Origin of the sequence: Microbacterium resistens, assembly GCF_031456305.1 — a bacterium.
GTDB classification, from domain to species: Bacteria; Actinomycetota; Actinomycetes; order Actinomycetales; family Microbacteriaceae; genus Microbacterium; species Microbacterium resistens_A.
Genome location: NZ_JAVDUM010000006.1, coordinates 193,152 through 220,038 on the forward strand (window position 1 = coordinate 193,152; position 26,887 = coordinate 220,038).

Genomic DNA, 26,887 nt, shown 5'->3' on the forward strand with positions numbered 1-26,887 from the left:
TGTCCCACTTTCCGGGTCTCGTGTCCCACTTTCTGTCGATGCCTGGCTGTTCTACGACAGATTTCGGGACATGGGACAGATTTCGGGACATGGATGGATGGTGTCCGGGATCGAACGGATCCCGGACACCACCCTGGTGATGGACGAGTCGATCAGCGGACCCCGGCGGGCTCCCGATCCCCGGTCCCGCCGGCCTCGGCCCCAGCCCCGGCCTCGGCAGCGGCAGCGGCAGCGGCCTCATCTCCGGCCGACGGCGACTCATCGAGGTCCTCGGCGAATGGGAGGCCGTTGCGGGGAGCGTTGTAGAGCTCCTCATCCAGGATGCCCTCGCGCTTGGCGACGATCGCCGGAACGAGCGCCTGCCCCGCGACGTTGACCGCGGTGCGGCCCATGTCGAGGATCGGGTCGATCGCGAGCAGCAGTCCGACGCCCTCCAGCGGAAGGCCCAGCGTCGACAGGGTCAGGGTGAGCATCACGGTGGCGCCGGTGGTGCCGGCGGTCGCGGCGGATCCGACCACCGAGACGACCACGATGAGCAGGTACTGCACGAAGTTCAGCTCGATCCCGAAGAACTGGGCGACGAAGATCGCGGCGATGGCCGGGTAGATCGCCGCGCAGCCGTCCATCTTCGTGGTCGCCCCGAAGGGGACCGCGAACGAGGCGTAGGCGCGGGGGACGCCGAGGTTGCGCTCGGTGACGCGCTCGGTGAGCGGCAGCGTCCCGATCGACGAGCGGCTCACGAAGCCCAGCTGCACCGCGGGCCAGACACCGGAGAAGTACTGCCTGACCGACAGGCCGTGCGCCCTCACCAGGATCGGGTAGACGACGAAAAGCACCAGGGCGAGGCCGATGTAGACGGCGCCGGCGAACCAGGCGAGGGAGGAGAGCTTTCCCCAGCCGTACTTCACGACGGCGGCGCCGATGAGTCCGAAGGTGCCGATCGGGGCGATCCGGATGATCCACCACAGCACGCGCTGGATGACCTTCAGCAGCGACTCCGTGAAGGCGAGGAACGGCTCGGCCTTCTTCCCGGCCTTGAGCGCGGCGATGCCGACGACGGTGGCCACCACGATCACCTGGAGGATGTTGAAGCCGACACTGGAGGTGAACGTGCCCTCGGCGGTGCCGGGGGAGGTGCTGACCGTGAGGCCGAGGAAGTTCTGCGGGATGAGCCCGAGGAGGAAGTTCCACCAGGTTCCGACGGCGTACGGCTCGCTGGGCTCGAGGCCCGAGCCCGCCCGCGCGCCCGGCTGGATGACGATCCCGAGGACGATCCCGATCGTGACCGCGATGAACGCGGTGATCGCGAACCAGAGCAGGGTCTGACCTGCGAGCCTGGCGGCGTTCTGGACGCGACGGAGGTTGGAGATGCTCGCGACGATCGCGGCGAAGATCAGCGGGACGACCGCGGCGCGAAGAATCGTGACGTACGAGCCGCCGATCCGGTCGAGGGTGTCGGAGAACGCCGTGGGGCTCTTCTCGCTTGCGCCGAGCTGGCGGGCGAGGAGTCCTGCGGCGATGCCGAGGACCAGCGCTGCGATGATCTGGAAGCCGAACGATGTCAGCAGCCTGCGGGCGGGGCTGCGCGTGTCGGGGGCCTTGGCCCGAGGGGCGGTGGGGGTCGCGGTGCTCATGGGGACTCCAGGGGATCGGATGCGCGCGGGGAACGCGTCACGGTGCTCCACGCTAGGGACTCGCCGGACCCCGCACACCGATGTGACGCACCATGACGCCCCCGGCTCGCGCGTCCTCCCTGGGCCGGGCCTCGGGCATCTCGCCCGGCGCCCCTCTCGTCGAGACTGCATCTGCGTCACGAAACAGCGCGAAATATGCGCAGCCTCGTGACGTAGATGCAGTCTCGCAGTGGGGGTGGTGGTCGTGGTGGAGGCTGCGGCTGCGATAGACGCGGCAGCGGTGGCGGTGATGGTTGGCCACGCGCCCACGGCATCGCCTCGGGAAAGGTCACTCGTCGGCGAGGACCAGGAGGTCGCCGATCTCGCAGTCCAGCGCCTCGCACACCGCGCGCAGGGTCGAGAACCGGATGGCCCTGGCCCGATCGTTCTTGAGCACCGACAGATTGACGATGCTGACCCCCACGCGCGCGCTCAGTTCGGTGAGGCTCATTCCGCGCTCCGCGAGCAGCTCGTCGAGGCGGCAGTGGACTCCGGACTCCTCGTCGTCCTGGGCCGCCGGCGTCATACGAGCCCCTCTGTGTCGCGCTGCAGCCGGGAGCCGTAGCGGAAGACCACACCGAGCGCGGCGAGGGCCAACGCGAACGCGAAGGGGAACGGTGTCAGGGTGAGGAGCATGCTCTGCGGGTATCCCGGGTCCTCCGGAGCGAGGATCTCACGGAGCGCGGTCACTCCGGTGATGGCCGTGAGCAGATCGGAGGCGATCCCGATGACGAGCGCGGTCCCGGCCCCGATGAAGAGGTACTTCGCCACGGACTCGTGGAACGGGTGGCCGCGGAGTGCCTGGTGACACATGAGCGAGATCAGGGCGGCGGGCAGGGCGATCAGCACGCTGCCGCAGGCCCGGCTTCCGGCGGCGAGGACGCGCACGCCCATCCCCGGATCCGCGACCCAGACGTCGGACATCCGGAGAGCGCCGCAGACGATCGAGGGCCGACCGGTGAACGGCTGGTTGCTCTCCAGGCAGGGAACCGTGCTCGGCCACGAGGGCGGCAGGGGAGCCGGCCCCACGCTGATGGTCGATGCGGTTAGTGCGTTGAGGACGCCGAGGACGAGCCCGATCACGGCGATCATCGCCACCCAGGAGGCGAGCTGATAGGCGACGTCGAGCACGATCGTCTTGCGCCCCTTCCGCATGCCGCGCCAGATGACGATCCCGGCGATCGCCGCGAGGACGAGGAGCGCGATTCCGATCTGCGCGAGCGCCGACCAGGCATCGTCTCCGCTGAGCGAGATCATGCGTCTCCTCCTTCATTTCGGTGCAGGGTTGGATGCCGGAAGGCGTGCTCCGGGCCGACGATCGTGAGGGACGGAGGGGGCATCGTTGCTCCTCTGCTCGAACGTGTCCTGTGTTATCGACAATCGTTAACATAACGATTGTCGATAACAGGGGCAACCCCTCGCCGGACCCCTCCGGGGGCCCCTCTCGTCGAGACTGCATCTGCGTCACGAAACAGCGCGAAATATGCGCAGTCCCGTGACGCAGATGCAGTCTCGCGGTGAGGGGCCGCGGCCACGGGGCGGCCCAGGCGCGGCGCAGGCCGGGCGGGAGCCGGGCGCAGGCCGAGCGGGAGCCGGGCGGGACGACGCAGGCGGGACCGCCCGTGCGCTATGCCGACGGCGAACACGGGCATACCGCCAGCGCCCGCTCGTTACTCTCGATGTACCGGCACGGAAGTGCCCAGAGCCCGTGAAGGCGGGCACGCGAACAAGGAGTGACATGTTCGAGAGATTCACCGACCGAGCCCGTCGTGTGGTCGTCCTCGCCCAAGAAGAGGCGAAGATGCTCAACCACAACTACATCGGCACCGAGCACATCCTCCTCGGCCTCATCCACGAGGGCGAGGGCGCTGCGGCCAAGGCGCTGGAGTCGCTGGGCATCTCGCTCGACGCCGTGCGCGAGCAGGTGCAGGACATCATCGGCCAGGGCCAGCAGCAGCCGACGGGGCACATCCCGTTCACGCCGCGCGCCAAGAAGGTCCTGGAGCTGAGCCTGCGCGAGGCGCTGCAGCTCGGCCACAACTACATCGGCACCGAGCACATCCTCCTCGGCCTCATCCGTGAGGGCGAGGGCGTCGCCGCTCAGGTGCTCGTCAAGCTCGGCGCCGACCTGAACAAGGTGCGTCAGCAGGTCATCCAGATGCTCTCCGGCTCGCCGGGGCGCGAGCCCGCGGCCGTCTCCGGCGCAGCGCACGAGACCCAGCAGACCGCCCAGGGCGGCTCGCAGGTGCTGGACCAGTTCGGGCGCAACCTCACCCAGGCCGCGCGCGACAACAAGCTCGACCCCGTCATCGGGCGCGAGAAGGAGATCGAGCGGGTCATGCAGATCCTGTCTCGCCGCTCCAAGAACAACCCCGTCCTGATCGGCGAGCCCGGCGTCGGCAAGACCGCCGTCGTGGAGGGTCTCGCGCAGGCGATCGTCAAGGGCGATGTGCCCGAGACGCTGAAGGACAAGCAGCTGTACTCCCTCGACCTCGGGTCGCTCATCGCCGGGTCCCGCTACCGCGGTGACTTCGAGGAGCGCCTGAAGAAGGTCACGAAGGAGATCCGCACGCGCGGCGACATCATCGTCTTCATCGACGAGATCCACACCCTCGTGGGTGCGGGCGCCGCGGAGGGCGCGATCGACGCCGCGTCGATCCTGAAGCCGCTCCTCGCGCGCGGTGAGCTGCAGACGATCGGCGCCACGACGCTCGACGAGTACCGCAAGCACTTCGAGAAGGATGCGGCGCTGGAGCGCCGGTTCCAGCCGATCCAGGTGAACGAGCCGAGCCTGCCGCACGCGATCAACATCCTCAAGGGGCTGCGCGACCGGTACGAGGCGCACCACAAGGTGCAGATCACCGACGGTGCGATCGTCGCGGCGGCGAACCTCGCCGACCGCTATGTGAGCGACCGGTTCCTCCCGGACAAGGCGATCGACCTGATCGACGAGGCCGGAGCCCGCCTCCGCCTGTCGATCCTGTCCTCCCCGCCGGAGCTGCGCGAGTTCGACGACCGGATCGCCAAGGTCCGCGAGGAGAAGGAGCAGGCCTCGGAGGAGCAGGACTTCGAGAAGGCCGCCTCGCTGCGCGACCAGGAGAAGGAGCTGCTCGCCGAGCGGCTGCGCCTGGAGAAGCAGTGGCGTGCCGGTGACGTCGCCACGCAGGCCGTGGTCGATGAGGGACTGATCGCCGAGGTGCTGGCGCAGGCCACGGGCATCCCGGTGTTCAAGCTCACGGAGGAGGAGTCCAGCCGCCTCGTCTTCATGGAGAGGGCCCTGCACCAGCGGGTCATCGGCCAGGAGGAGGCGATCGCCGCGCTGTCCAAGACGATCCGTCGTCAGCGCGCCGGTCTCAAGGACCCGAAGCGGCCCTCGGGCTCGTTCATCTTCGCCGGCCCCACGGGTGTCGGAAAGACCGAGCTCGCCAAGGCGCTCGCGGAGTTCCTCTTCGACGACGAGGCCGCTCTCATCTCGCTCGACATGTCCGAGTTCGGTGAGAAGCACACGGTCTCGCGGCTGTTCGGAGCCCCTCCGGGATTCGTCGGTTTCGAGGAGGGCGGACAGCTCACCGAAAAGGTGCGGCGCAAGCCGTTCTCCGTGGTCCTCTTCGACGAGATCGAGAAGGCCCACCCCGACATCTTCAACTCGCTCCTGCAGATCCTCGAGGAAGGCCGCCTGACCGATGGCCAGGGCCGGATCGTGGACTTCAAGAACACCGTGATCATCATGACCACCAACCTCGGTGCGCGTGACATCGCCGGTGGGCCGGTCGGATTCCAGGCGGAGGGCGAGAGCTCCACCAGCTACGACCGGATGAAGGGCAAGGTCAACGAGGAGCTGAAGCGGCACTTCAAGCCCGAGTTCCTCAACCGTGTCGACGACATCATCGTCTTCCCGCAGCTGAGCAAGTCCGAGCTCGTGCAGATCGTGGACCTGTTCACGAAGCGCCTGGGTGACCGTCTGCTCGACCGCGACATGACGATCGAGCTCTCGCAGGCCGCCAAGGAGCGTCTGATCGAGATCGGGTTCGACCCCGCGCTCGGTGCCCGTCCGCTGCGTCGCGCGATGCAGCACGAGGTCGAGGACCGCCTGTCGGAGAAGATCCTGCACGGTGAGCTCAACTCCGGCGACCACGTGAAGGTCGACGTCGTGGACGGCGAGTTCGCGTTCGAGCACGGACCGCGCGGCGAGAAGGTCTCCGTCGGGATCAACACCGGTGGCGAGATCTCCGCGACGCCCGACCTGGCGGTCGCCAGCGGCGAGTGACGCGCTGATACAGCGGAGGGGCGGGTGCTTCGGCATCCGCCCCTCTGTCGTCCCCCGGGTCTGTTCCCCGTTGCCGGGCTGGCCTGTTTCTGCCTGGCTGTGTCTCGCCTGGCTGTGCCCCGGCTGGCCGGTTCCCACCTGGCCGTGTCTGGCCTGGCCGTGTCCCGCCAGCCTGTGTCCCACTTTTGGTTGTTCGATGGCCGTTCTGCAGCGGAAATCGGGACACGGTCGCCGAGAAGTGGGACACGAATGCCGAGAAGTGGGACACGCGCCGGGCCGGACACGCGGTCGGCCGGAGACGCGGTCGGCCGGACACGCGGTCGGGCGGAGACGCGGAGGAGCGGGGCATGCGGATCTAGGCTGGATACGTGAGCGAGTATGTGGTGCGGCCGGCGCGTGCTGCCGATATCCGGTCCATCACCGCGCTGCTGGAGCCGCTGGTCGAGCGGCGCATCCTGCTCGGCAAGGATCTCGCGGTGCTGTACGGCGCGACGCAGGAGTTCGTGGTCGCCGAGAGCGACGGCATCCTGATCGGCTGCGGCGCGCTGCATGTGATGTGGGAGGACATCGGCGAGGTGCGCACGCTCCTGGTCCGCGAGGACTGGCTGCACCACGGCGTGGGCGGGGCCATCGTCGGTCGGCTCGAGGAGAACGCCAGGGACATCGGGCTCACGCGCCTCTTCTGCCTCACCTTCGAGGTCGAGTTCTTCACTCGACGCGGGTTCGCGCCCATCGGCGAGCAGGTCGTCGACTCGGACGTCTACGCTCAGCTTCTCCGCAGCGGGGACGAGGGCGTGGCCGAGTTCCTCGACCTGGCGCACGTCAAGCCCAACACCCTGGGCAACACCCGCATGCTTAAGCAGCTCTGACGGCGCTCGCCGTATCGCGGGGCGTCGCCGAGGAGACGAGGGTCCCGCGACGTAGCCTGGAGGCATGAGCCCTCGACAGTCGGCCGCGGTCTACCGGCGGCGTCGCATCGTGTTCTTCGGCGGGCTCATCGTGGTGCTCGTGATCCTGATCGTCCTCGTGTGGAGCATCATCGCCCGGTCCTGGGCCGACGGGGCACAGAACGCGCCCGCGCCCACGGCCTCCTCCACCTCGCCCGCAGAGAAGACTCCGACACCGACGACGCCCGCACCGACGACGCCGGCGACGACGCCGGCCGCAGGGCCGACGGCCGATCCCGGTGCGACGCCTCCTCCGGCTGACGGGTCGATCGCGGCGTGCGCGGCGAAGGACGTCCAGGTCAAGGCGGTGACCGATGCGGAGTCCTACGCCTCCGATGTGCAGCCTCAGCTGTCGATCTCCCTCACGAACTCCGGCTCGACCGACTGCACGCTCAACGTCGGCACGACCACTCAGGCGTTCACGGTGTCCAGCGGCGCGGACGTGTGGTGGCGATCGACCGACTGCCAGCAGAACCCGAGTGACATGGTGGTCACGCTCAAGGCCGGTTCGACCGTGGCCAGCTCCGCCCCGGTCGCCTGGGATCGCACCAGGTCCAGCGTTGAGACCTGTGGTGCGCCGGACCGGCCGAAGGCGCCGGGCGGCGGCTCGACGTACCACGTGGCCGTGTCGATCGGTGGTTTCGAGAGTGCAGGGACCGCGCAGTTCATCCTGAACTGACCCGGGTGGTCGCGTCGGGTCCGACGAAAGTCCGGACGGTTCTCGTGACAGGTTCCTGGATTTGGGATACCATGAATCGCGGTTCCGAGCATCGGATGGAGCCATCCCCAGTGGCGTCGGTTTCTCAGCGTCCCCAGCGCATCGACATCCATCCGCGGAACTTCGAGGGCCCTCTCGAGTAACCCAGTCCCCAATGGTCGACTCGAGAGGGCCCGCCTCTTCTCCGGCGCGGATCCGCGGTCGCCTAGGCTGGACGGATGTCCGCGAAGAAGGCGAAGAAGAAGGCGCCAGCCCCTGAGGAGTTCCGCTCCGAGGCGCTCGCCCAGGCATTGGAGAAGCAGGACATCGCGGCGGTCGCGCTGGCCCTCCGCAACGGGAACACGGTCGTCCCGCTGATCCGCCCCGGTGCCAGGGACAACCCGCTCGACGGCGGTGAGGTCTGGACCTACCGCGACCCGGCGTCCGGTGACGTCGCGCTGCTGCTGTTCAGCGACGCGAAGCACAAGCCCGCGAACCTCCCGCCGGGTGTCGGCATCTACTCACCGTCGTGGCTCCGGTCCTTCCTCGGCACGCACCGCGGCGAGATCACGACCGTGTTCCTCGACATCGCGGGTCCGCACCCGATGCAGGCCCCGCCCGAGGAGCTCCTGAAGGCCCTCGACGCCGGGGCCTGACCAGCGCCGGGCAGACCGAGGGGCGGGACAGGCCGAGGGACGGGACAGGCTGGGACAGGACTGAGCCGGCTCGAGGTTGGATCAGGTCAGGTCAGGTCAGGTCAGGTCAGATCAGGTCGGGTCTGGGCTCCTCGGTTCATTTGCACGATCAGAGCACGGACGCACGAGGCCCACGGCGAATCAGTCGTGCACCCGTGTCCGAGTCGTGCTTCCGTGTCCGGATCAGGTGTGTCCGAGTCGTGCATCCGTGTCCGGATCAGGTGTGTCCGGATCGCGCATCCATGTCCGCCTCCGATGGTCGCATCGGGTGTTCAGGGACGACCGCGCGAGCCTCAGAAGGCGCGCGGGCCTCAGAACGCGGGGATGTCCTCGTCCCGCCGCCGCGTCGTCGAGTGCGATCGGACATCGGCGATTGCCCCTCGGAGCGTACCGGAGCGGTCATCGACCACGTGCGCATAGCCGAGGCGTGCGGCCTCGGTGCGGCGCTGGCTCGCCTGCGTGACCGGACGGACCTCGCCGGCGAGGCTCAGCTCCCCGACCGCGGCGAGCGTGCGCGGGACGGCGTTGTTCGTGAGTGTCCCGGCCACGGCGATCGCGATGGCGAGGTCGGCGGCGGGCTCGGTGAAGCGCACCCCGCCGACGGTCGAGACATACACGTCCTGGTCGCTGGTCTTCACCCCGGCCCGGCGTTCCAGCACCGCCAGCACCATCGCCACCCGGGAGGCGTCGAGCCCGTTCACGACGCGGCGCGGGTTGGGGGCGGACGTCGGGATCGTCAACGCCTGCACTTCGACCGGGAGCGCGCGGCGGCCTTCCAGGGAGATGGCGACGCACGTGCCCGGCTCCGGCCGGCCGCGGGAGAGGAACAGCGAGCTCGGGTCCGGCACCTCGGCGATGCCCGCCCCCGTCATCTCGAAGCACCCCACCTCGTCGGTGGGGCCGAACCGGTTCTTCAGCGCCCGGATGAAACGGAGCGAGGTCTGCCGGTCGCCCTCGAAGTGGCACACCACGTCGACGAGATGCTCGAGCACCCGGGGGCCGGCGACCTGGCCGTCCTTGGTGACATGACCCACGATGATGATCGGCAGCCCGCGGTCCTTGGCGATCCGGATCAGCGTGGAGGCGACCTCGCGCACCTGGCTGGGCTGCCCCGCCGCCCCGTCGGAGAGCGAGGAGGCGACCGTCTGCACGGAGTCGACGATGACCAGCTCGGGTCGCACCTCGTCGATGTGGCCGAGGATCGTGGCGAGGTCCGTCTCGCTGGCCAGGTACAGCTCGTCGTGCAGCGCACCGGTCCGCTCGGCCCGCAGGCGCACCTGCGCCGTCGACTCCTCCGCGCTCGCGTACAGCACCCGTCGGCCCGAGCGGGCACCGGCCGCGGCGACCTCCAGCAGCAGCGTCGACTTGCCGACGCCGGGCTCGCCGCTCAGCAGTATCGCGGCGCCCGGCACGATCCCGCCGCCCAGCACGCGATCGAACTCGGCGACGCCGCTCGATCGGCGAGGGGACTCCTCCGTGGTGAGGGAGGTGATGGGGCGCGCCGTGCGGGCGGAGGAGGGAGCCACGGCCGCGACCTGACGCACGATCCCCGTCTGCGCCGCCTGCTCGACGACGGTGCCCCACTGCTGGCACTCGCCGCATCGGCCGACCCACTTGGCCGTCGTCCATCCGCACTCGGTGCAGACGTACGCGGAGGTGGTGCGACGGGTGGCCATCCACTCAGGCTAGCCGCGCCCACCGACACCGGAGGCGGCTCGCCCACGGTCGCGCGGGTTGGAGGGTCATCGGCTTTCTGTCCAGTCCGTCGGACTTGTTCATTCCGTTGGACCTTGTGCATCCCGTCGGATGGTTGACAGGATGTCGGCCCGATTCAGCCATACGGGCCGACGGCGGTGCGATCGTCCGACAAACCGACAAACCGACAAACCGACAAACCGACAGACCGACAGACCGACAGACCGACAGACCGACAGGCCGACAGGCCGACAGGCCGACAGACCGACAGACCGACAGGCCGACAGGCCGACAGGCCGCCCCCACCCCAACGGGCGTCCGATCCGGAAGCGGAATCGTGACGATCCGGAACGCCTATCGTCGGGGGCATTATTCACGGCGCGACGGCTGTTCGGCGTGTCGCGGCCCGGAGATAATGAGTTCATGGCCAACGGCGGGCCCGTCTGCGGGCCGATCTCGAGCTACTCCCGGGTGCGGATCCTCCACCTGGTGCAGTCCCGCTCCCCGCGCACGATCGGGGAGCTCTGCGCCGCCACGAGCCTGCACGCCAACACGGTCCGCGAGCACCTCCAGCGTCTGATCGAGGGCGGGTACGTGATCCCCTCGACCGAGCGGCGCACGACCCGAGGGCGTCCGCGCACGCTCTACAGCGCCGCCACGGGCGCGCCGGACGCATCGAGCCCCGTCGCACGCCGGAAGGTGTCGGCCGCCGCCCAGCGGGGCGACCTCATGCGGCGGCTGCTGCGCACCGGCGAGTCCGAGCTCGGGCGCGATGCGACCTATCAGCTCGACGCCCTCGTGGAGCACCTCGAGGAGAGCGGCTTCGAGCCGGTCGTCGACGAGGAAGGGCTCAGGATCGAGCTCTCGCCGTGCCCGCATGCGGCGGCGCGGCCAGAGCACCGCCCGGTGCTCTGCCGGGTCCACCTCGGGCTGATGCAGGGCGTCCTCGCCGAGGCAGGCGGGCCGCTCACGGCGGACTGCGTGCGCGATGCCCCTCGCCCGCAGGAGTGCACGGTGCAGCTGGGCTATCGGGGCGAGGAGTCCCGGCAGGGCGTCGCGGAGGTCCCGGCGGCGTAGCGGTTATCCACGGCGGCGGGCGCTGTCCCTCGGAGAGGGCCGCCGCTAGCGTGACGGAAGGGCGAGAGAAGGAGTCCTGCATGGAATGGCTTGATCCCCTGGTGCTGTCCCGATGGCAGTTCGGGCTCACCACGGTGTACCACTACCTGTTCGTGCCGCTCACGATCGGCATGGCCACGGTCTCCGCGATCTTCCAGACGATGTGGGTCCGCACCGCCAAGGTCGAGTACCTGCACCTCACGCGCTTCTTCGGGAAGATCTTCCTCATCAACTTCGCGATGGGCGTGGTCACCGGCATCGTGCAGGAGTTCCAGTTCGGGATGAACTGGTCCGACTACTCCCGCTTCGTCGGCGACGTCTTCGGCGCCCCGCTCGCCTTCGAGGGGCTGCTCGCCTTCTTCTTCGAGGCGACCTTCATCGGCCTGTGGATCTTCGGATGGGACAAGCTCAGCCCGAAGCTGCACCTGCTCACGATCTGGTGCGTCGCGGTCGGCAGCATCCTGTCGGCGTACTTCATCATCGCGGCGAACGCGTTCATGCAGAACCCGGTGGGCTACGAGTACAACGCCGCGACGAACAGGGCGGAGCTCGTCGACATCGGAGCCCTCCTCACCAACCCGGTGGCGCTGGCGGCGTTCCCGCACACGATCTTCGGCGCCTTCATGTTCGCGGCCGGCGTCGTCATCTCCGTCTCGGCATGGCACCTCTCCCGCGGCCGGCACTTCGACACGATGCGCATCTCGCTGAAGTTCGGCCTCTGGGCCATGATCTTCTCCACCGCGGGCGTCGCGCTCACCGGCGACCAGCTGGGGCTGGCGATGTACGCGACCCAGCCGATGAAGATGGCGGCGGCGGAGGCGACCTTCAACACCGTCTGCGGGCCGGATGCCGCGTTCAGCCTGTTCACGCTGGGGACCCCGGATGGCAAGACCGATCTGTTCTCGATCCGGGTGCCGTACCTGCTCTCCCTGCTGTCGACGCACACGGTCGACGGGTGCGTGCACGGCATCAACGACCTCAACGCCGAGTACGCGACGAGGTTCGCCGACACCGGGCTTACCGAGTTCACCCCGGTCCTGTGGATCACCTACTGGGCCTTCCGCTGGATGATCGGCCTCGGCGTGCTGCACGCCTTCATCGCCCTGGTCGGGCTGTGGATCACCCGGAAGAGCGCCAAGAGGGCACCGGCGCCCTGGATGTGGAAGATCGCGATCTGGTCGTTCCCGCTCGCGCTCGCCGCCAACGTCATGGGCTGGGTGTTCACCGAGATGGGCCGACAACCCTGGATCGTGTTCAGCCTGATGACCACGCAGGACGGCGTCTCGCCGGGTGTCAGCGGGCTGGAGGTGCTGATCTCGCTCATCGCGTTCACGGCGATCTACGCCACGCTCGCCGTGGTGGAGATCCGGCTCATCGTGAAGGCCGCGCAGAAGGGCCCTGACACGACGGAGAAGCCGGACGAGTCCGCGGACTCCGGGAAGCCCGGCGGCGTGCCGTCGGTCGTCTACTGATCGGAAGGAATGGATATGGACCTCGCCACACTCTGGTTCTGGATCGTCGCGTTCCTCTTCATCGGATACTTCGTGCTCGACGGCTTCGACTTCGGCGTCGGGATGTCGCTGCCCTTCCTCGGGAAGGACGACGTCTCCCGGCGGCAGGTGATCAACACGATCGGCCCGGTCTGGGACCTCAACGAGACGTGGGTGATCGTCGCCGGCGCCTGCCTGTTCGCCTCGTTCCCGGAGTGGTACGCCTCGCTGTTCAGCGGCTTCTACCTCCCGCTGCTGCTCATCCTGCTGGCGCTCATCGCCCGCGGCGTCTCGTTCGAGTACCGGCATCAGCGCCCGGACTCGCGCTGGAAGCGTCGCTTCGACGGCATGATCGTGATCGGCTCGGTCGTCCCCGCGCTGCTGTGGGGCGTGGCCTTCGGGAACATCGTGCAGGGCGTCCCGCTGGACGAGAACCACGTGTTCCGGGGGAGCATCCTCACGCTGCTGAACCCGTACGGACTGCTCGTGGGCGTGACGACCCTGCTCCTCTTCTTCCTGCACGGGCTGTACTTCGTCGCGCTCAAGGCCGACGGCCGGGTGCGGGCGGACGCCAGGCGGCTCGCGAAGCGGGCGGCCGTGCCGACGGTCCTCGTGGCCGCGGGGACCGTCGTCTGGACCATCGTGATCGCGGCGGGACGGCCCTCGCTGCTGCCGGCGGCGATCGTCTGCGGTGCGATCGCCGCGGTCGCGCTGATCGCCTCCGCGGTCCTCTCCGCGCTGAAGAGGGAGGGATGGGCGTTCATCGCAGGGATGGTCACGATCATGGCCGCCGTCGCGATGCTGTTCGCCGCGCTGTTCCCGAACGTGCTGCCCTCCACCATGGATCCGGCGAACAGCCTGACGACCGCGAACGCGTCGAGCACCCCGTACACGCTGCAGATCATGAGCTGGACGGCCCTCGTCGCGATGCCGCTCGTGCTCGCCTACCAGGCCTGGACCTACTGGGTGTTCCGCAAGCGCGTCACGAGGGCCTCGATCGAGGCCGCTCCGGCGCACGCGTGAGTCCGCGCCCGAACGAGACCCCGCGGCCGGCCGACGCCGGTCCGCGGGGCTCGTCGCGTCCCGGGGGAGGCAGGGTCCAATGAAGCCGGTCGACCCGCGCCTGCTCCGCTACGCTCCGGCGGCACGGGTCTATCTCGGCGCCTCGGCGGTGATCGCACTCGCGCAGACCGCGGTCACGATCGCCTTCTCCTGGTTCCTCGCCGACGCGATCACCGGGGTCGCGGAGGGGCGGCCGGTGGAGGGCGGGACCCTCGGCTGGCTGGCGGTGATCGTGCTGGCCCGCGGTCTCCTCCTCTGGCTCGCGGAGGCCTGGGGCGCACGGGCGGCTGCGCGCACCGGGGCGCAGCTCCGCTCGGCGCTCCTGGACGCGATAGGGAGACTGGGGCCGGGATGGCTCGGGCGGCGCAACCAGGCCGCGCTCGCGGTGACCGCAGGTCACGGGCTCGACGCCCTCGACCCGTACTTCTCGCGATACATCCCGCAGCTCGTGCTGACCGCGGTCGCGACGCCGGTGATCGTGCTCGTCATGTGGTCGCAGGACTGGCCGAGCGGGCTGACGGCCGTCCTCACGCTCCCGCTGATCCCGCTCTTCCTGATCCTCATCGGCATCGCCACCCGTGCGGTGCAGCGCCGCCAGCTCACGGTGCTGCAACAGCTCGCCGCGCGGTTCGCCGACACCGTGCAGGGGCTCGCGACGCTGCGGCTGTTCGGGCGCGAGCATCGCGCGGCCGCACGGATGCAGGAGACCGCCGAGCAGTACCGCCGCGAGACCATGCGCGTGCTCCGGTTCTCCTTCCTCTCCGGGTTCGCATTGGAGCTGCTCTCCTCCCTCGCGGTGGCGATCATCGCGGTGGCGGTCGGGTTCCGGCTGCTCGCGGGCGACATGTCCCTCGGCCCTGGGCTGTTCGTGCTGCTGCTGGCGCCCGAGGCGTTCCTGCCGCTCCGGCAGGTGGGCGTCCAGTTCCATGCGGCGGCCGAGGGCGTCGCCGCCACGGAGGACGTCTTCGCGGTCCTGGACGAGGCGGGCGCGGATGCGGGTGCCGAGGGCGGGGCCGATGCCGGGGCCGGTGCCGGGGTTGTGGCCGGTGCCGGTGCCGGGGTTGTGGCCGGGGCCGGTGCGTCGGGATCCGCCGTGCCCGTCGGCGACGACGGCGGGCATCCCGACGACGGCGGGCATCGCGACGATGGGGGGCGACGCGGGCTGGTCCTTCGGGAGGTGTCGGTCCGTGGCCTGCCGCCGGTCTCGTTCGTCGCCCGGCCGGGCCGGGTGACGGTGATCGAGGGGCCGAGCGGGGCGGGCAAGTCCAGCCTCGTCGCTGCGCTGCGCGGAGCGGCGCCGTACCGGGGCGTCGCGGAGCTGGACGGACGGGATCTGCGCGGGATCGAGGCGTCGACGTGGCTGGCCTGGGCGGGGCAGCAGCCCGGGCTCATCCGCGGGACGATCGCCGCCAACGTCGCGCTCGGCGTGGACGATCCGGATCCGCGGGCGGTCCGCGCGGCGCTCGCCGCCGCGGGGGCGGGAACCCTCGATCCCGGCATGGAGCTCGGCGTGCAGGGCGCGGGTCTCTCCGGAGGACAGGCGCAGCGCGTCGCGGTGGCACGGGCGTTCCATCGGCTGGAGGCGGGGGCCGCGGTGCTCGCGCTCGATGAGCCGTCGAGCGCTCTCGACGCCGAGACCGAGGGGCGGCTGTGGCGGTCGGTGCGTGCAGCGGCCGACGCCGGCGCGATCGTCCTGCTCGTCTCGCACCGGCGTTCCGCCCGGGCGATCGCGGACGACATCGTCGAGATCGGGCAGGAACCCGCGGGCATCGCGGGCACCGCGTCCGAGCGGTCCGCTGCGGATCCGGAGCCGCATCCACACGCCGCTGCCGCCGGGGAACCCGCCCAGGCGCCCGATCAGGAGCCCGCCCGCGACATCCAGCCGTCGGCCGAGGATCCCGTCCAGCCGCCGACCCAGGAGCCCGTCCGGCCGCCGTTCGACACGTCCGTCCGTGGACTCCTGCGCAGTGCGATGCCCGAGACGTCGCGCTTCCTCCCGGCGCTGGCCTCCGGGGTCCTCTCGGCGGCCGCCGCCGTGTCGCTCCTGCTCGTGAGCGGATGGCTGATCGTCAGCGCCTCGCTGGTGGACTCCCTCGTGCCGTTGTCGGTCGCGGTGGTCGGCGTGCGGTTCTTCGCCGTCTCCCGAGCGGTGTTCCGCTATCTCGAGCGGCTCACCGGGCACGATGCAGCTCTCCGCCGGCTCGCCGGTCTGCGTGCGGGCATCGTCCGGCGGCTGATCCCGTTCTCGCCGGCGGGCCTCGGGCGGACGGACCGCGGCGCCGTCCTCTCCGCTCTCGTCGACGATGTGGAGAACCTGCAGAACCTGCCGCTCCGGGTGGTGCAGCCGCTCGTGACCGGCGGCATCGTCGCCCTCGCCTCCGTCTGCGTGATGGCCCTGATCTCGCCGACGGCGGCGCTGGCGCTCGCCGTGTGCCTGGTCCTCGCGGCGCTCGGGGCAGTGCTCTTCGGGCGGGTGGCGGGCGATCGGGCGGAACGCGCCATCGCGCTCCGCCGCGCGGAGCTGGCCGGAGCGCTGACGGACGAGCTCGCGAGTCTCGACGTCCTCCTCGCCTACGGGGTCGAGGGGCAGGCTCGGGAGCGCGTGCGTTCCGCGGACGCGGCGCTGCGGCGGACGATCACCCGGGCGGCTCTCGCGCAGGCGCTGTCGGCGTCTGTGGTCTCGGTGGCAGCCGGAGCCGCATCGATCTGGGCGCTCGCCGCCGCAGCACCCGGCCAACCCGGCGGCGCCGCGGACGCGCCGTGGTTCGCCGTCGCGGTGCTGCTGCCGATGGCCGTCTTCGAGGTGTTCGGCGCGGTGCCGCAGGCGGCGTCCGCCTGGCGGGGCGTGCGGGCGAGCGCGACCCGGATCCACGATGCCCTGCCCTCTTCGGTCCCGCCGGAGGTGCGCGGCGACGAGGGCGATCCCGAGATGGTGCCCGCTGCCCATCCCGATCTTCGGCTGCGGGGGCTTCGGGCGACCTGGCCCGGATCAGGCCGACCGGCGCTCGACGGCGTGGACCTCGACGTACGTGCCCGCGAACGGGTGCTGGTGACGGGATCGAGCGGCGCCGGCAAGTCCACGCTCGCGGCGGTGCTCGTCGGATTCCTGCGGTTCGAGGGCGAGTACGGGCTCGGCGGTGTCGATGCGGGGAGGATGCGCGGCCCGGAGCTCCGCCGGATCGTCGGCCTGTGCGAGCAGTCGCCGCAGCTGTTCGACGAGGACATCCGGCAGAACCTGCTGTTCGCGCGCGACACCGCGACCGACGACGAGCTGCTCGCGGTGCTCGCCCGGGTCGGCCTGGCCGACTGGGTCCGCGAGCGCGGAGGCCTCGATGCCAGGGTCGGCGAACGCGGCGCCCTCGTCTCCGGCGGGCAGGGGCAGCGGATCGCGCTCGCCCGCGCGCTGCTGCGCGGCTTCCCGGTGCTGGTGCTCGACGAGCCGACCGCCGGGGTGGACCCGGCGACCTCGGACGCGCTGCTCCGGGACCTGCTCGACGCCGCAGACGGCCAGACCGTCATCCTGATCTCGCACGTGGCACCGCCCGACGGGTCGGTCGACCGCGTGATCCGCATCGCCGAGGGCCGCACGGTCTGACCCGCGTGAGCCGTCCCGGGCTGGTCCTGTGGGCGTCGGTGGTTCACGCAGTCAGACTGTGCACGCGGCGTCGGCCTGTTCACAGCGTCGGCCCGCTCACACTTTGTCGGCCCTTTTCAACTCTGTCGGCCGATATCCGGGATTCGGGCCGACATCCGTGTACTCGGCCGACAGCACGGCGGCGGCGCTCAGGGCCAGAGGGGCTCCGGCGGCTCCATCGTGATGCCCTGCGCCTCGAAGATGCGGCGTCGTTCCTCGATCCGGCGATGCAGCTCGCGCTGGCCCTCCTCGACGAGAGCCTCGTCCAGGTGGACCGAGACCGGGTGGGGGTCGCCGTGGTTCGAGGAGATGTACGCGTCGAGCTCGGGCCCGGACGTCCAGGACGCGATCAGGGCGTAGCGCGGCGCGACGCCCCGATGCCAGACCGCGTGCCAGAACCGCTGGGTGTCGACGACGATGCGGGAGCCGGCGGGCAGCGGCAGCCGGATCTCCGTCGCGGGGTCGAAGCGGTCGGAGCGGAGGATGAGCAGCGACTCCGGGTCGTCGGTCAGGTTGAGGAAGCCGCGGACGACCCAGCCGCCCTCCTCGTTGAGACGGTTGTTGTCGTCCTGATGCAGGTTGTAGACGGCATCGGCGTAGGTGTTGGGCTGCAGCTCGATCACGCGGCAGCGGCCGATGTTGGCGCCGGCCTCCTCTGCCCGCCGCACGAGGGTCGGCGCCGCGGTCGCCTGCCGCGGGATCCACACGCCGTCCTTGTCCGGGCGCGGAGGAGTGTGGTTCCAGAAGCCGTTGCACTCCAGGTCGCCGGCGTAGCTGGCGAGCGGCGCGAAGCGCGTGATGCCGGACGATCGCCACGGCACGTACTCGAGATCGAACCATTCGGCGGGATCGGTGGTCTGGTCGTACCGGTCCAGGACGACGTACCCCGTCTCGTCCAGGGCGTGCGAGCGGATGTGGGCCACGGCGGCGGCTCCCTTCGTCGACGTACTTAGGCCATCCTAACCGCGTGGCCGCCGAACGTCCCGGGGCGTCGCCGTGCAAAACCGCCGATCGATACGCTGGACGGATGACTCAGCCCCAGGGAGCCCTCCTCGTCGGCAGCGTGAACCACGACGACGCCGAGACCACCATGCGCACGGCCGTCGAGTTCCTCGGGACGCGGCTGAAGCGGATCCCGGACGGCGAGGTGGGCAAACGGTTCCACTGGATCATGTTCCAGCCCGACGTGCTCGGGGAGGCGGAGGGGATCGAGCGGGTCGGCGCGGAGCCGATCCCGTTCGGCGCCGGGCTCGATGCCCGCCCACTGCGTATCGCCGACGGGGTGGACGCCGCCGGCATCCGGCTGCCGGCGCTCGGCTATGCCTCGGCCGCTCGCGACTCGTACGAGGTCTTCCTGCGCCTGCGCGCTGAGGGCGTCGTCGCCGACGACATGCGGTTCCAGGTGTCGCTGCCCACGCCGCTGGCGGTCGTCGCCTCCTTCTTCGCGGGCGAGGACCGTACGGCGATCGAGCCGGTCTACACCGCGGCGATCCTCCGTGAGGTCGCCGACATCCTCGCGGCGATCCCGGCCGAGGACCTCGCGATCCAGTGGGACGTGGCGAGCGAGATGGGGATCATCGAGAGCGCCGCCGGCTACGGACGCGTCATGGACGCCTGGTGGCCGGGCGATCCCTTCGACGGCCTCGTCGCACGCCTCGTCGCGCTGGTGTCGGCCGTGCCCGCCGACGTCGAGATCGGTGTCCACCTCTGTTACGGGGATGCGGGGGAGCATCACTTCGCCGAGCCCGTGGACGCGGCGAACCTCGTGCGCTTCGCGAACGCGGTCGCCGACGCCGTGGAGCGCCCGCTCGCCTGGCTGCACCTCCCCGTCCCGATCGAGCGCGACGACGACGCCTACTTCGCCCCGCTCGACGGGCTCCGGCTCGACGCCGGGACGGAGCTGTACCTCGGTCTCGTGCACCGTGAGGACGGCGCGGAGGGCGCCGAGCGGAGGATCGCCTCCGCGCTGCCGCACGCGCCCGTCTTCGGCGTCGCCACCGAATGCGGGATCGGCCGGGCGCCCGCGGGGACGACGGCCGACATCCTCCGCGCGCACGCCGAGGTCACCGTGGCATGGTGAGCGCGACGCGCTGAGGGCTGAGTGTCGGGGGCTGAGGGTCGTGTCGATCGGGACGGTCGATTCGCGCTCGACCCCGCCGTCGCGTAAACTCTTCCGCGGTGACGTGTCCGAGCGGCCGAAGGTGCAACTCTCGAAAAGTTGTGTAGGGTAACCCCCTACCGTGGGTTCAAATCCCACCGTCACCGCCACAGAAGCCCCCTCCTGGTGAGGGGGTTTCTTCGTTTCCCGTGAGCGCCGCGGCCGCCGAGGGCTACGACCGCTCCCGCGCTGACCTGTCTTCCCGAGCCCTCGGGGGGAGGGCCGGGTTCCGGGACAGCGCGTCCTGCATCTGGCGTATCGACGCGAAGCCGGATCGTCGTGCGATCTCCCCGAGAGTCTGCTTGCCCCGTGCAGGGTTCGTGTTCAGCTCGGACAGGGCGGACGACGCGCGCCGCGCCTCGAGCTGCTGCCGGGGCGTGGACTCGGCCGCGGCGAAGACGCTGTGGAGCGTGGACTTCGAGAGCGACATGCGGCGCAGGAGCGTCTGGACCGAGAACGAGCTGTCGCGGTGGTGCTGATCGATCAGCAGTAGCGCCTCGCGGAAGTGCGCCGCCTGGGCGGGGGACAGCGTGGTCGGGACGCCGACGCTGTCGGTGACCGCGGCGGACAGCATCGCGGTGAGCATGTCGAGGAGGAACGGAGCGCCGGGTCCGTCGGCGAGTCCCGGCGCGACGGCCGTCACGTTCGTCGCCGCCGCGAGCAGCTGCTGGTGCCCATCGTCGATCTCCAGGGGGATGGCCAGATGATCGGCGAAGGGAGGGCTTCGCAGGAGAGGGCTCCGGAGGTGCCATTCGTACCTCGCCCACAGCCCGACGTTCTCGGTGACCGTCGGCTCCTCGCCGTCCAGGAAGACGAGCTGCCGCGCCTTCAGGGAGAAAGAGCTCCCGCGTGTGCGCAGAGTCCCTTCTCCGTCGATGGTGAGGAGGACGCGATGGGTGCCCGCCGGGAGCGGCAGGGAGCCGAGCGTGCAGGCCGTCGACCAGAGCCGCGCCGCCGTCCAGGTCCTGGTCTCGGCCAGTTCCACCGATGCGCCGGACGGAGGCCTTCCGCGCACCGCCCAGCCGAGCGCGGTCAGCGAGGGGAGGGCTGACGGCTCACGCGCGGTGCGCGGCGATGGGGAAGGTTGCATCCAGAGTCCGGGTCGGGCGGGTGAGGGCGGACGCGATGGTCAGCCGCCGCACGGTGCGGGCGGCGGGAGTCCGTCGAGGTTCCGTACGTCTAGGGAGACGGAGAGGTGTGGGGGGTATCACCTGTCCCGCCGAAAGCTCCTGCCATCTGCGCAGAAAGCTCCGGAATTGCATCCCCGGGACGGAGGGTGCGGCGCCTCGTACGTCTCAATAGACGAGTGCGACCGCACTTCGGCGCCGGAGGGCCCCTTGGGGGATGTGCGGCGCAACGCAATGGAAAAGGATGAGAAGAGACGAATGAACGACGTGACGATTCCGGACGGACAGGGCGCAGTCGAGGGTCATCGCCAGCAGGGGGAGACGGGGAGAGTCCATCGCCGCACAATAGTCAAGGGCGCGGCCTGGTCCGTTCCCGTCATCGCGACGATGGTGGCGCTGCCCGCCGCGGCGGCGTCGGTCAGCCCGCTCGTGACGATCGAGGTCACGCCGAACGGTGTGACGAACAAGCTGAACGATGTCCTGGTGACGCGCGAGATCGACACGACGGTGACGGTGAAGCTCGCCGACGGCAGCCCCGACACGAGCTTGAAGACGGTGACGGTGACGCTCGGTCCCGGACTGAAGTTCGCGGACGACACCTCTACTTATGTGTACTCCGGGACCGGGTCGTCGTTCCAGATCCCGACGACGAATCGCGTGACCGGCGAGTTCGCCGGCCCGAGCACGATCACGGCCGTGGTGACCTCCGCGCCGACGGTGCCGTCGACCACCCTTCCGATTACCGTGAGCCCCGGAAGCTTCTACTCGCTGGGGAGGCACGACGCCTTCTTCGGGAACGAGAAGGCGACCGGCATCGTCGGACCGAGCGAGAACCAGTTCCGCATCAACCAGCCGGCGGTCTTCGACTCCTTCTACCCGGTGATCGTCCGGAGCGGTCAGACGGTCGCGCACCTGTCCCAGGGCGGATGGACGGCGCAGGGGTTCGCGGTGACCACCGACGGCGCGCTCCTCGGCTGGGGTCGCAACGTGAACTACGAGCTCGGCACCGGGGACGACGTCCCGCACCCGGCTCTGTCGCCGTTGGAGGTCCTGCCGGCCGGAAGCGTCGCCCAGGCGGAGTCGATGGAGGATGGCATCATCATCCTCAAGACCGACGGGTCGGTGCTGAGCAGCACCGGGTCTGTTCGCTTCCCGGAGGGACAGGGCGGCAACGGCGGGGTGGCGACGACATCTCCGACTCCGGTGCTCACAGCGCCGGGAGTCCCGCTCGGCAGCAACATCGTCAAGGTTGCGACGGGCCCGACGAACGGCTACGCGCTCGACGCGGATGGGGCTGTGTGGTCCTGGGGCCACGGTGTCGCCGGCGGCAACGGCGACGGGAGCAACGATGACAACAAATATGCGTCGCCGGTCACTTTCCCCGCTGGAGTCACGATCGTCGACATCGCGGCGGCGGGCGTCGACATCAACGGCGCGGCGTCGGTGAAGGCCGTCGACTCGGACGGGAACGTCTGGACCTGGGGCCGAGGGGACCGCAACCTGAGCGGGATGAACGCGGGCTCGACGCCCACTCCGACCATCATCCCGGGCCTCTCCGGCGTACAGAAGATCTGGGGCGACTTCACCGGCTTCGCGGCGAAGACCGCCTCGGGCGACGTCTACGTCTGGGGCGACGCGAACGTGGAGGGCGCGCAGAACATGCTCGGCCTCAACGGGGCATCGGCGGCGACGCCGACACTCGTCCCCGAGCTGGCAGGCGCCGACCGCGTCGTCTTCAGCCAGTTCTCCGGTGCGGCCAAGTTCCCGGACGGGACGGTCAAGACCTGGGGCAACAGCGAGAACGGGACGCCGGGGCCGATCGCGGTTCCCACGACCCTGGAAGGCTTCTCCAACGTCACCGACATCGGCACCTACCGTTGGGGCCTCTATGTCAAGGGGGACTACGTCTCGCCGATCCCGGTTCCCACGCGGGACCGCGGGATCGTCTAGCCGCCAGCTTCGCTGGCATGCCGCGGCCGGGACCCCCGTCATCTCGACGGTGGTCCCGGATCCGCCGGCGGATGCGCGGGAGGGGCCTCTGGGGGGCGGTCGCTCCCGCGCATTCGTCGTTCACCCGCCGGCCGGGTGCCCGTGCTCGGGAGACATCGGCCTCGATTGCACTGCTGATGGTCCTGCAAAAATAAGTAAACACCTTATGTTTGACAACATATAAGCGATATGCTTATCGTATGGGTGTTGCAGTCATCGCCGACATCGTCGGCTCGCGGCTTCTGCGTGATCGCTCGGGTGCGCAGAAGATCTTCGACGACATCGTGGCGCGGGTCGAGGCGGACATCCCCCTCGCGGTGGAGCCGCTCCATGCGACGGTGGGGGACGAGCTCCAGGCGCGGTACTCCTCGCTCGGAGACGCCCTCGCCTCCCTGCTCCTCGTCCAGCTCGGGTTGCCCGATGGGCACGATCTGCGCTTCGGGATCGGCGTCGGGGAGATCCGGCAGGTCGATTCCGACGCCGCCCGGCTGCAGGACGGGCCTGGATGGTGGGCCGCGCGCTCGGCGATCGAGATCGTCCACGCCCGCCAGCAGCGCGCCGTGCCGACCTCGCGCACCTGGATCGTCGGAGGCCCGGAGGAGGATGACGGCATGCACGCCGCCATCGACCTCGCCAATGCGTACGTCCTCGCCCGCGATGAGATCGTCGCCGGGATGACCGGGCGCGTGCGCCGGCTCACCTACGGCCGCTGCCTGCATCGGACCCAGGCGGCGCTCGCCGCGAAGGAGGGGATCAGCCAGTCCGCGGTGTCGCAGGCGTTGCAGACCGCGGGATCGTCGGCCGTCGTCATGGGCTTCGAGGCACTGCGGGGGAGGGGGAGCGCATGATCCTCGCCGGATTCGCGCTGCTCGCGGTCGGTGCGGCCGACGTGCTGAGGCAGTTCCTCCACGGGACGGGACGCTGGATCGGCATCGCGGTCGCCGCCCTGCTGATCCTCGTCATCGGGGTCCTCGCCGGAGCCGTGCCTGCGGCACTGCTCGGCATCGGGGTGGGCGCTCTCTGGGTGTGGCTGATGCCCGGTGAGGGGCGTGCGCCGCTGTCCTTCTGGCCCGCCGTGCTGCTCGCCGTGCTGGCCGTCTCCGCGGTCGCCCTGCTCCCGGCACGATCCGACGCCGGCGTCTTCGGGGCCGGATGGCGGCCGAGCGCGCTGGTCGGCGACGTCTCGATCGACCTCACCGTGCTCGCTCTCGGCGTCTTCGCGATCATGCTCGAGACCGGCAACGTGATCGTGCGCGCGGCGCTGGTCGGCGAGCACGCCGTCCCCGCTCCGGCCCCGGTCTCGACCCCGGACTCGACTTCGGTCTCGGCTCCGGCCCCGGACTCGACTCCGGCCCCGGACTCGACTTCGGCCCCGACTCCGGACGCTGCTTCGGCTCCAGAGGATCCGGACGATTCCGGTGTCCCCTTCCGGGGCGGTCGGCTGATCGGTCCTCTCGAACGGGTGCTCGTGCTCCTGCTGACCCTCGCCGGCGCGTACTCGCTGCTGGCGGCCATGCTGGCGGCGAAGGGGATCGTCCGCTTCCCGGAGATCTCGCGCGACGGGGACGGGGGCACGCGCGCGGAGTACTTCCTCGTCGGGAGCCTGGTCAGCTGGGTGGTGGCGCTCGGCGGGGCGTTCCTCCTCTGGTGGGCCGCCGCCTGACCCTCGCAGGCTCGGGAGAGCCACCGCCCCGGGGCGGGCCTCGGCCGCTGATAGCCTGGATCCCGTGTCAAACCCTGAACTGACGACCGCGGAACCGGCGATCGACCACACGTTCGAGAACGTGTGGGACGAGCTGGTCTGGCGCGGCCTCGTCCACGTGTCGACGGACCAGGAGGCGCTGCGCGCCCTGCTCGCCGGGCCGCCGATCACGTACTACTGCGGGTTCGACCCCACGGCCCCGAGCCTGCATCTGGGCAACCTCGTGCAGCTGCTCACGATGCGCCGCCTCCAGCTGGCCGGGCACAAGCCGCTCGGGCTCGTCGGCGGCTCCACCGGGCTGATCGGCGACCCCCGTCCCACGGCGGAGCGCACGCTCAACACGCGGGAGACCGTGGGCGACTGGGTGGCGCGCCTGCGTGCCCAGGTCGAGCGGTTCCTGAGCTTCGAGGGCGAGAACGCCGCCCGCATGGTGAATAATCTCGACTGGACGGCGCCTCTGAGCGCGATCGACTTCCTGCGCGAGATCGGCAAGCACTTCCGCGTCGGCACGATGCTGAAGAAGGACGCCGTGAGTGCGCGTCTGAACTCGGACGCCGGCATCAGCTACACCGAGTTCAGCTACCAGATCCTTCAGGGGCTCGACTACCTCGAGCTCTACCGGCAGTACGGCTGCGTGCTGCAGACCGGTGGATCCGATCAGTGGGGCAACCTCACCAGCGGGACGGATCTGATCCATCGCGTCGAGGGAGCGTCCGTCCACGCGATCGGGACGCCGTTGATCACCAACAGCGACGGGACGAAGTTCGGCAAGAGCGAGGGCAACGCCGTCTGGCTCGATGCAGAGATGTGCAGCCCGTACCGCATGTACCAGTTCTGGCTGAGCACGGCCGACTCGGACGTCATCGATCGCCTCAAGGTCTTCACCTTCCTGTCCCGCGCCGAGATCGAGGAGTACGCGGGGCTCGTCGACGCCGAGCCCTTCCGCCGCGCGGCGCAGAAGCGCCTCGCGCTCGAGGTGTGCGTGACGGTGCACGGCGCCGAGGCGACGGCGGCGGTGATCGCCGCGTCGGATGCGTTGTTCGGACAGGGGGATCTGTCGACGCTGGATGCCGCGACGCTGCGCTCGGCCCTCGACGAGCTTCCGAACGCGAGGGTCGCCGCCGGGACCCCTGTGGTGGATGCGCTCGTGGAGACGGGGCTCGTCGCCAGCCTCTCCGAGGCCAGGAGAGCCGTCGCGCAGGGCGGCGTCTCGCTCGACGGCGTGCGCGTGGACGATGAGGCGGCGGAGGTCGGGCTGACGCTCCCGGGCGGGGTCTCCGTGCTCCGGCGCGGCAAGAAGACGCTCGCAGGACTCCTCCCCGTGTCCTGACCGCGGAACCGATCGAGAGCCGGTCCGTCAGGGACGACGAGGGGGATCATGCCGTTCACGCCGAGTCACGCGATCGTCGCGGTGCCGTTCGTGCGGACTCCGCTGGTTCCGGCGGCGATCGCGATCGGGGCGATGACGCCGGACCTCCCGCTCTTCGTCCGGCTCAACGGACCCGCGTACGTCTTCGCACACGATCTGCGGATGCTGCCGGCCACGATGCTCGTGGCGCTCGGGCTGCTGCTGGTCTGGCGGCTGCTGCTGCGTCCGGCCTCGCGTGCCCTCGCGCCGACCTGGCTGGCCAGGAGGCTGCCGGAGTCCTGGGATGCGCGAGGGCGCACCGTTCTCAGCGAGACGTTCCCCTCCGCCCGAGGCGTGCTCTGGCTTCTCGCCGCGCTCGCGCTCGGGGTGGCGAGTCACATCGCCTGGGATGAGTTCACCCATGAGGGGAGGACGGGAACGTCCTTCCTCCCCGTGCTCGATGAGCAGTGGGGCCCTCTGCCGGGATACAAGTGGCTGCAGCACGGGTCCAGCGCGCTCGGACTGCTGCTGCTCGCCGTCGCGGCGCTGGTCTGGCTGCGGCACCGTCGGCCCGGCGCGATTCCGCGACAGGCGCCGGGGTGGCTGCGGATGGTGTGGTGGCTGAGCCTTCCGCTCGCGCTGGTGGTCGGATGGCTGGTCGGGCTCGCGGTCTACGGGGCACCCGATGCGGAGTTCACGGCGCAGCATCTCGCCTACCGCGTCCTCCCGCCGGCCTGCGCCGTCTGGGCGGTGCTGACCTTGGCCCTGTGTCTCGGAGTGGGTCGGATCGTTGCCCGAAGCACGCCGATCCCGAAGGTCGGATAGCGCTCGGAAGTCGGGCGACACGCCCGGCCGCGCGGCTCGATTTGCCGCCTTCCGCCGGATCCGCGTAAGTTATTACCTGTTCGCCCCAAAGGGTTGAGCGAGAGGCTGAAAGGCCCAGCTCCCCTCAAGCAGCGATCACCCACCAGCTCTTCCTTGGAAGGGATCGGACGTCCGCGTCCGACGGTGGCCGTCACGAGCCGGACGTCGATTTGACAGCCGGAGCGAGACGGATAAGCTGGAGAGGTTGTCCCGGAAGCGGGATGATCAATCCGGTTCCGAACCTCACGGCGTGTCGATTTGACGCACTGAGCGGAACGGATAAGATAGAGAAGTTGCCCTGAAGGGAAGGCCGAGAGGCCGGAACGCAGGAGCATCCGATCCTTGAGAACTCAACAGCGTGCACTTGTCAAATGCCAAATTATCCTCGTCCACTGACTTTTTGTTGGTGGTTGAGAATTCCTT

The 26,887-nt window shown here is 70.0% G+C and carries 21 protein-coding genes and 1 tRNA gene; 15 read left to right on the forward strand and 7 right to left on the reverse strand.

All coding sequences use genetic code 11. The annotated features are described in order from the left end of the window. Positions 1–152: 152 nt before the first annotated feature. The 3 genes from J2Y69_RS08755 to J2Y69_RS08765 form a co-directional block, all read right to left on the reverse strand. Positions 153–1,634, reverse strand: a complete 1,482-nt coding sequence (locus J2Y69_RS08755) for a dicarboxylate/amino acid:cation symporter (RefSeq protein WP_310019674.1) — start codon at positions 1,632–1,634, stop codon at positions 153–155. Between the two features lie 328 nt (positions 1,635–1,962). Further along, the gene (locus J2Y69_RS08760; RefSeq protein ID WP_310019676.1) at positions 1,963–2,199 is read right to left on the reverse strand and encodes a helix-turn-helix domain-containing protein; all 237 of its coding nucleotides are present in this window, start codon (positions 2,197–2,199) and stop codon (positions 1,963–1,965) included. Beyond that, the gene (locus tag J2Y69_RS08765) at positions 2,196–2,930 is read right to left on the reverse strand and encodes a hypothetical protein (RefSeq protein WP_310019678.1); all 735 of its coding nucleotides are present in this window, start codon (positions 2,928–2,930) and stop codon (positions 2,196–2,198) included. The genes J2Y69_RS08760 and J2Y69_RS08765 overlap by 4 nt, the downstream gene beginning before the upstream one ends. 481 nt (positions 2,931–3,411) lie before the next feature. Between J2Y69_RS08765 and J2Y69_RS08770 the strand changes: the two genes are divergently transcribed. The 4 genes from J2Y69_RS08770 to J2Y69_RS08785 all read left to right on the forward strand — a co-directional run bounded on the left by J2Y69_RS08770 (position 3,412) and on the right by J2Y69_RS08785 (position 8,240). Beyond that, positions 3,412–5,940 carry an ATP-dependent Clp protease ATP-binding subunit gene (locus J2Y69_RS08770; protein WP_310019680.1) on the forward strand — a complete coding sequence of 843 codons (2,529 nt, stop codon included), beginning with the start codon at positions 3,412–3,414 and terminating at the stop codon, positions 5,938–5,940. Positions 5,941–6,308: 368 nt separating this feature from the next. Then, on the forward strand, positions 6,309–6,809 hold the full coding sequence (locus J2Y69_RS08775; RefSeq protein WP_310019682.1) for an amino-acid N-acetyltransferase: 501 nt from the start codon (positions 6,309–6,311) through the stop codon (positions 6,807–6,809). Positions 6,810–6,873: 64 nt separating this feature from the next. Further along, a complete protein-coding gene (locus J2Y69_RS08780) occupies positions 6,874–7,566 on the forward strand; it encodes a hypothetical protein (RefSeq protein ID WP_310019684.1) in 693 nt (230 codons plus the stop codon). A 257-nt stretch (positions 7,567–7,823) separates the two neighbouring features. Beyond that, positions 7,824–8,240, forward strand: coding sequence for a dehydrogenase (locus J2Y69_RS08785; RefSeq protein ID WP_310019686.1), 417 nt, complete (start codon positions 7,824–7,826; stop codon positions 8,238–8,240). Positions 8,241–8,590: 350 nt separating this feature from the next. On the opposite strand, the gene radA is transcribed toward J2Y69_RS08785, so the two are convergent. Further along, positions 8,591–9,955 carry a DNA repair protein RadA gene (gene radA / locus J2Y69_RS08790; RefSeq protein ID WP_310019688.1) on the reverse strand — a complete coding sequence of 455 codons (1,365 nt, stop codon included), beginning with the start codon at positions 9,953–9,955 and terminating at the stop codon, positions 8,591–8,593. Positions 9,956–10,397: 442 nt separating this feature from the next. On the opposite strand from radA, the gene J2Y69_RS08795 reads away from it, so the two are divergent. The 4 genes from J2Y69_RS08795 to cydD all read left to right on the forward strand — a co-directional run bounded on the left by J2Y69_RS08795 (position 10,398) and on the right by cydD (position 17,237). Continuing rightward, the gene (locus J2Y69_RS08795; protein ID WP_310019690.1) at positions 10,398–11,051 is read left to right on the forward strand and encodes an ArsR family transcriptional regulator; all 654 of its coding nucleotides are present in this window, start codon (positions 10,398–10,400) and stop codon (positions 11,049–11,051) included. An 80-nt stretch (positions 11,052–11,131) separates the two neighbouring features. Further along, positions 11,132–12,562 (forward strand): cytochrome ubiquinol oxidase subunit I, encoded by a 1,431-nt coding sequence (locus J2Y69_RS08800; RefSeq protein ID WP_310019692.1) that lies wholly within the window; start codon positions 11,132–11,134, stop codon positions 12,560–12,562. A gap of 15 nt (positions 12,563–12,577) precedes the next feature. Beyond that, entirely contained in the window at positions 12,578–13,603 is a 1,026-nt protein-coding gene (gene cydB / locus J2Y69_RS08805; RefSeq protein WP_310019694.1) for a cytochrome d ubiquinol oxidase subunit II, read from the forward strand. Positions 13,604–13,682: 79 nt separating this feature from the next. After that, complete coding sequence (cydD, locus tag J2Y69_RS08810) at positions 13,683–17,237, forward strand: thiol reductant ABC exporter subunit CydD (RefSeq protein ID WP_310019696.1); 3,555 nt, start codon at positions 13,683–13,685, stop codon at positions 17,235–17,237. A 188-nt stretch (positions 17,238–17,425) separates the two neighbouring features. Here cydD and J2Y69_RS08815 read toward each other — a convergent pair whose 3' ends face one another. Next, positions 17,426–18,199, reverse strand: a complete 774-nt coding sequence (locus tag J2Y69_RS08815; RefSeq protein WP_310019698.1) for a hypothetical protein — start codon at positions 18,197–18,199, stop codon at positions 17,426–17,428. 104 nt (positions 18,200–18,303) lie between these two features. Between J2Y69_RS08815 and J2Y69_RS08820 the strand changes: the two genes are divergently transcribed. Both J2Y69_RS08820 and J2Y69_RS08825 read left to right on the forward strand, forming a co-directional pair. Next, entirely contained in the window at positions 18,304–19,356 is a 1,053-nt protein-coding gene (locus J2Y69_RS08820; RefSeq protein WP_310019701.1) for a hypothetical protein, read from the forward strand. Positions 19,357–19,453: 97 nt separating this feature from the next. Further along, positions 19,454–19,544 (forward strand) — tRNA-Ser (locus tag J2Y69_RS08825). Between the two features lie 62 nt (positions 19,545–19,606). Here the strand turns inward: J2Y69_RS08825 and J2Y69_RS08830 are convergent. After that, positions 19,607–20,524 carry a hypothetical protein gene (locus J2Y69_RS08830; protein WP_310019703.1) on the reverse strand — a complete coding sequence of 306 codons (918 nt, stop codon included), beginning with the start codon at positions 20,522–20,524 and terminating at the stop codon, positions 19,607–19,609. A gap of 295 nt (positions 20,525–20,819) precedes the next feature. Here J2Y69_RS08830 and J2Y69_RS08835 point away from each other — a divergent pair, with 295 nt between their 5' ends. The 5 genes from J2Y69_RS08835 to J2Y69_RS08855 all read left to right on the forward strand — a co-directional run bounded on the left by J2Y69_RS08835 (position 20,820) and on the right by J2Y69_RS08855 (position 26,425). Then, the gene (locus J2Y69_RS08835) at positions 20,820–22,511 is read left to right on the forward strand and encodes an RCC1 domain-containing protein (protein WP_310019704.1); all 1,692 of its coding nucleotides are present in this window, start codon (positions 20,820–20,822) and stop codon (positions 22,509–22,511) included. A 239-nt stretch (positions 22,512–22,750) separates the two neighbouring features. Then, entirely contained in the window at positions 22,751–23,398 is a 648-nt protein-coding gene (locus J2Y69_RS08840) for a SatD family protein (protein WP_310019706.1), read from the forward strand. Next, positions 23,395–24,213 carry a hypothetical protein gene (locus J2Y69_RS08845; protein WP_310019708.1) on the forward strand — a complete coding sequence of 273 codons (819 nt, stop codon included), beginning with the start codon at positions 23,395–23,397 and terminating at the stop codon, positions 24,211–24,213. The genes J2Y69_RS08840 and J2Y69_RS08845 overlap by 4 nt, the downstream gene beginning before the upstream one ends. Before the next feature lie 64 nt (positions 24,214–24,277). Beyond that, the gene (gene tyrS, locus J2Y69_RS08850; protein WP_310019710.1) at positions 24,278–25,582 is read left to right on the forward strand and encodes a tyrosine--tRNA ligase; all 1,305 of its coding nucleotides are present in this window, start codon (positions 24,278–24,280) and stop codon (positions 25,580–25,582) included. Positions 25,583–25,630: 48 nt separating this feature from the next. Further along, positions 25,631–26,425: a DUF4184 family protein gene (locus J2Y69_RS08855; RefSeq protein ID WP_310019713.1), complete on the forward strand. Its 795-nt coding sequence runs from the start codon at positions 25,631–25,633 to the stop codon at positions 26,423–26,425. A 282-nt stretch (positions 26,426–26,707) separates the two neighbouring features. Here the strand turns inward: J2Y69_RS08855 and J2Y69_RS08860 are convergent. Continuing rightward, positions 26,708–26,887 (reverse strand): hypothetical protein (locus J2Y69_RS08860; RefSeq protein WP_310019715.1); only part of this gene is annotated, 180 nt, incomplete at its 5' end.

Coding starts and splice junctions, on each gene's coding strand:
- J2Y69_RS08755 (WP_310019674.1), bottom strand. CDS start 1,634: ATGAGCACCGCGACCCCCACCGCCCCTCGGGCCAAGGCCCCCGACACG.
- J2Y69_RS08760 (WP_310019676.1), bottom strand. CDS start 2,199: ATGACGCCGGCGGCCCAGGACGACGAGGAGTCCGGAGTCCACTGCCGC.
- J2Y69_RS08765 (WP_310019678.1), bottom strand. CDS start 2,930: ATGATCTCGCTCAGCGGAGACGATGCCTGGTCGGCGCTCGCGCAGATC.
- J2Y69_RS08770 (WP_310019680.1), top strand. CDS start 3,412: ATGTTCGAGAGATTCACCGACCGAGCCCGTCGTGTGGTCGTCCTCGCC.
- J2Y69_RS08780 (WP_310019684.1), top strand. CDS start 6,874: ATGAGCCCTCGACAGTCGGCCGCGGTCTACCGGCGGCGTCGCATCGTG.
- J2Y69_RS08785 (WP_310019686.1), top strand. CDS start 7,824: ATGTCCGCGAAGAAGGCGAAGAAGAAGGCGCCAGCCCCTGAGGAGTTC.
- radA (WP_310019688.1), bottom strand. CDS start 9,955: ATGGCCACCCGTCGCACCACCTCCGCGTACGTCTGCACCGAGTGCGGA.
- J2Y69_RS08795 (WP_310019690.1), top strand. CDS start 10,398: ATGGCCAACGGCGGGCCCGTCTGCGGGCCGATCTCGAGCTACTCCCGG.
- J2Y69_RS08800 (WP_310019692.1), top strand. CDS start 11,132: ATGGAATGGCTTGATCCCCTGGTGCTGTCCCGATGGCAGTTCGGGCTC.
- cydB (WP_310019694.1), top strand. CDS start 12,578: ATGGACCTCGCCACACTCTGGTTCTGGATCGTCGCGTTCCTCTTCATC.
- cydD (WP_310019696.1), top strand. CDS start 13,683: ATGAAGCCGGTCGACCCGCGCCTGCTCCGCTACGCTCCGGCGGCACGG.
- J2Y69_RS08820 (WP_310019701.1), top strand. CDS start 18,304: ATGACTCAGCCCCAGGGAGCCCTCCTCGTCGGCAGCGTGAACCACGAC.
- J2Y69_RS08830 (WP_310019703.1), bottom strand. CDS start 20,524: ATGCAACCTTCCCCATCGCCGCGCACCGCGCGTGAGCCGTCAGCCCTC.
- J2Y69_RS08835 (WP_310019704.1), top strand. CDS start 20,820: ATGAACGACGTGACGATTCCGGACGGACAGGGCGCAGTCGAGGGTCAT.
- J2Y69_RS08840 (WP_310019706.1), top strand. CDS start 22,751: ATGGGTGTTGCAGTCATCGCCGACATCGTCGGCTCGCGGCTTCTGCGT.
- J2Y69_RS08845 (WP_310019708.1), top strand. CDS start 23,395: ATGATCCTCGCCGGATTCGCGCTGCTCGCGGTCGGTGCGGCCGACGTG.
- J2Y69_RS08855 (WP_310019713.1), top strand. CDS start 25,631: ATGCCGTTCACGCCGAGTCACGCGATCGTCGCGGTGCCGTTCGTGCGG.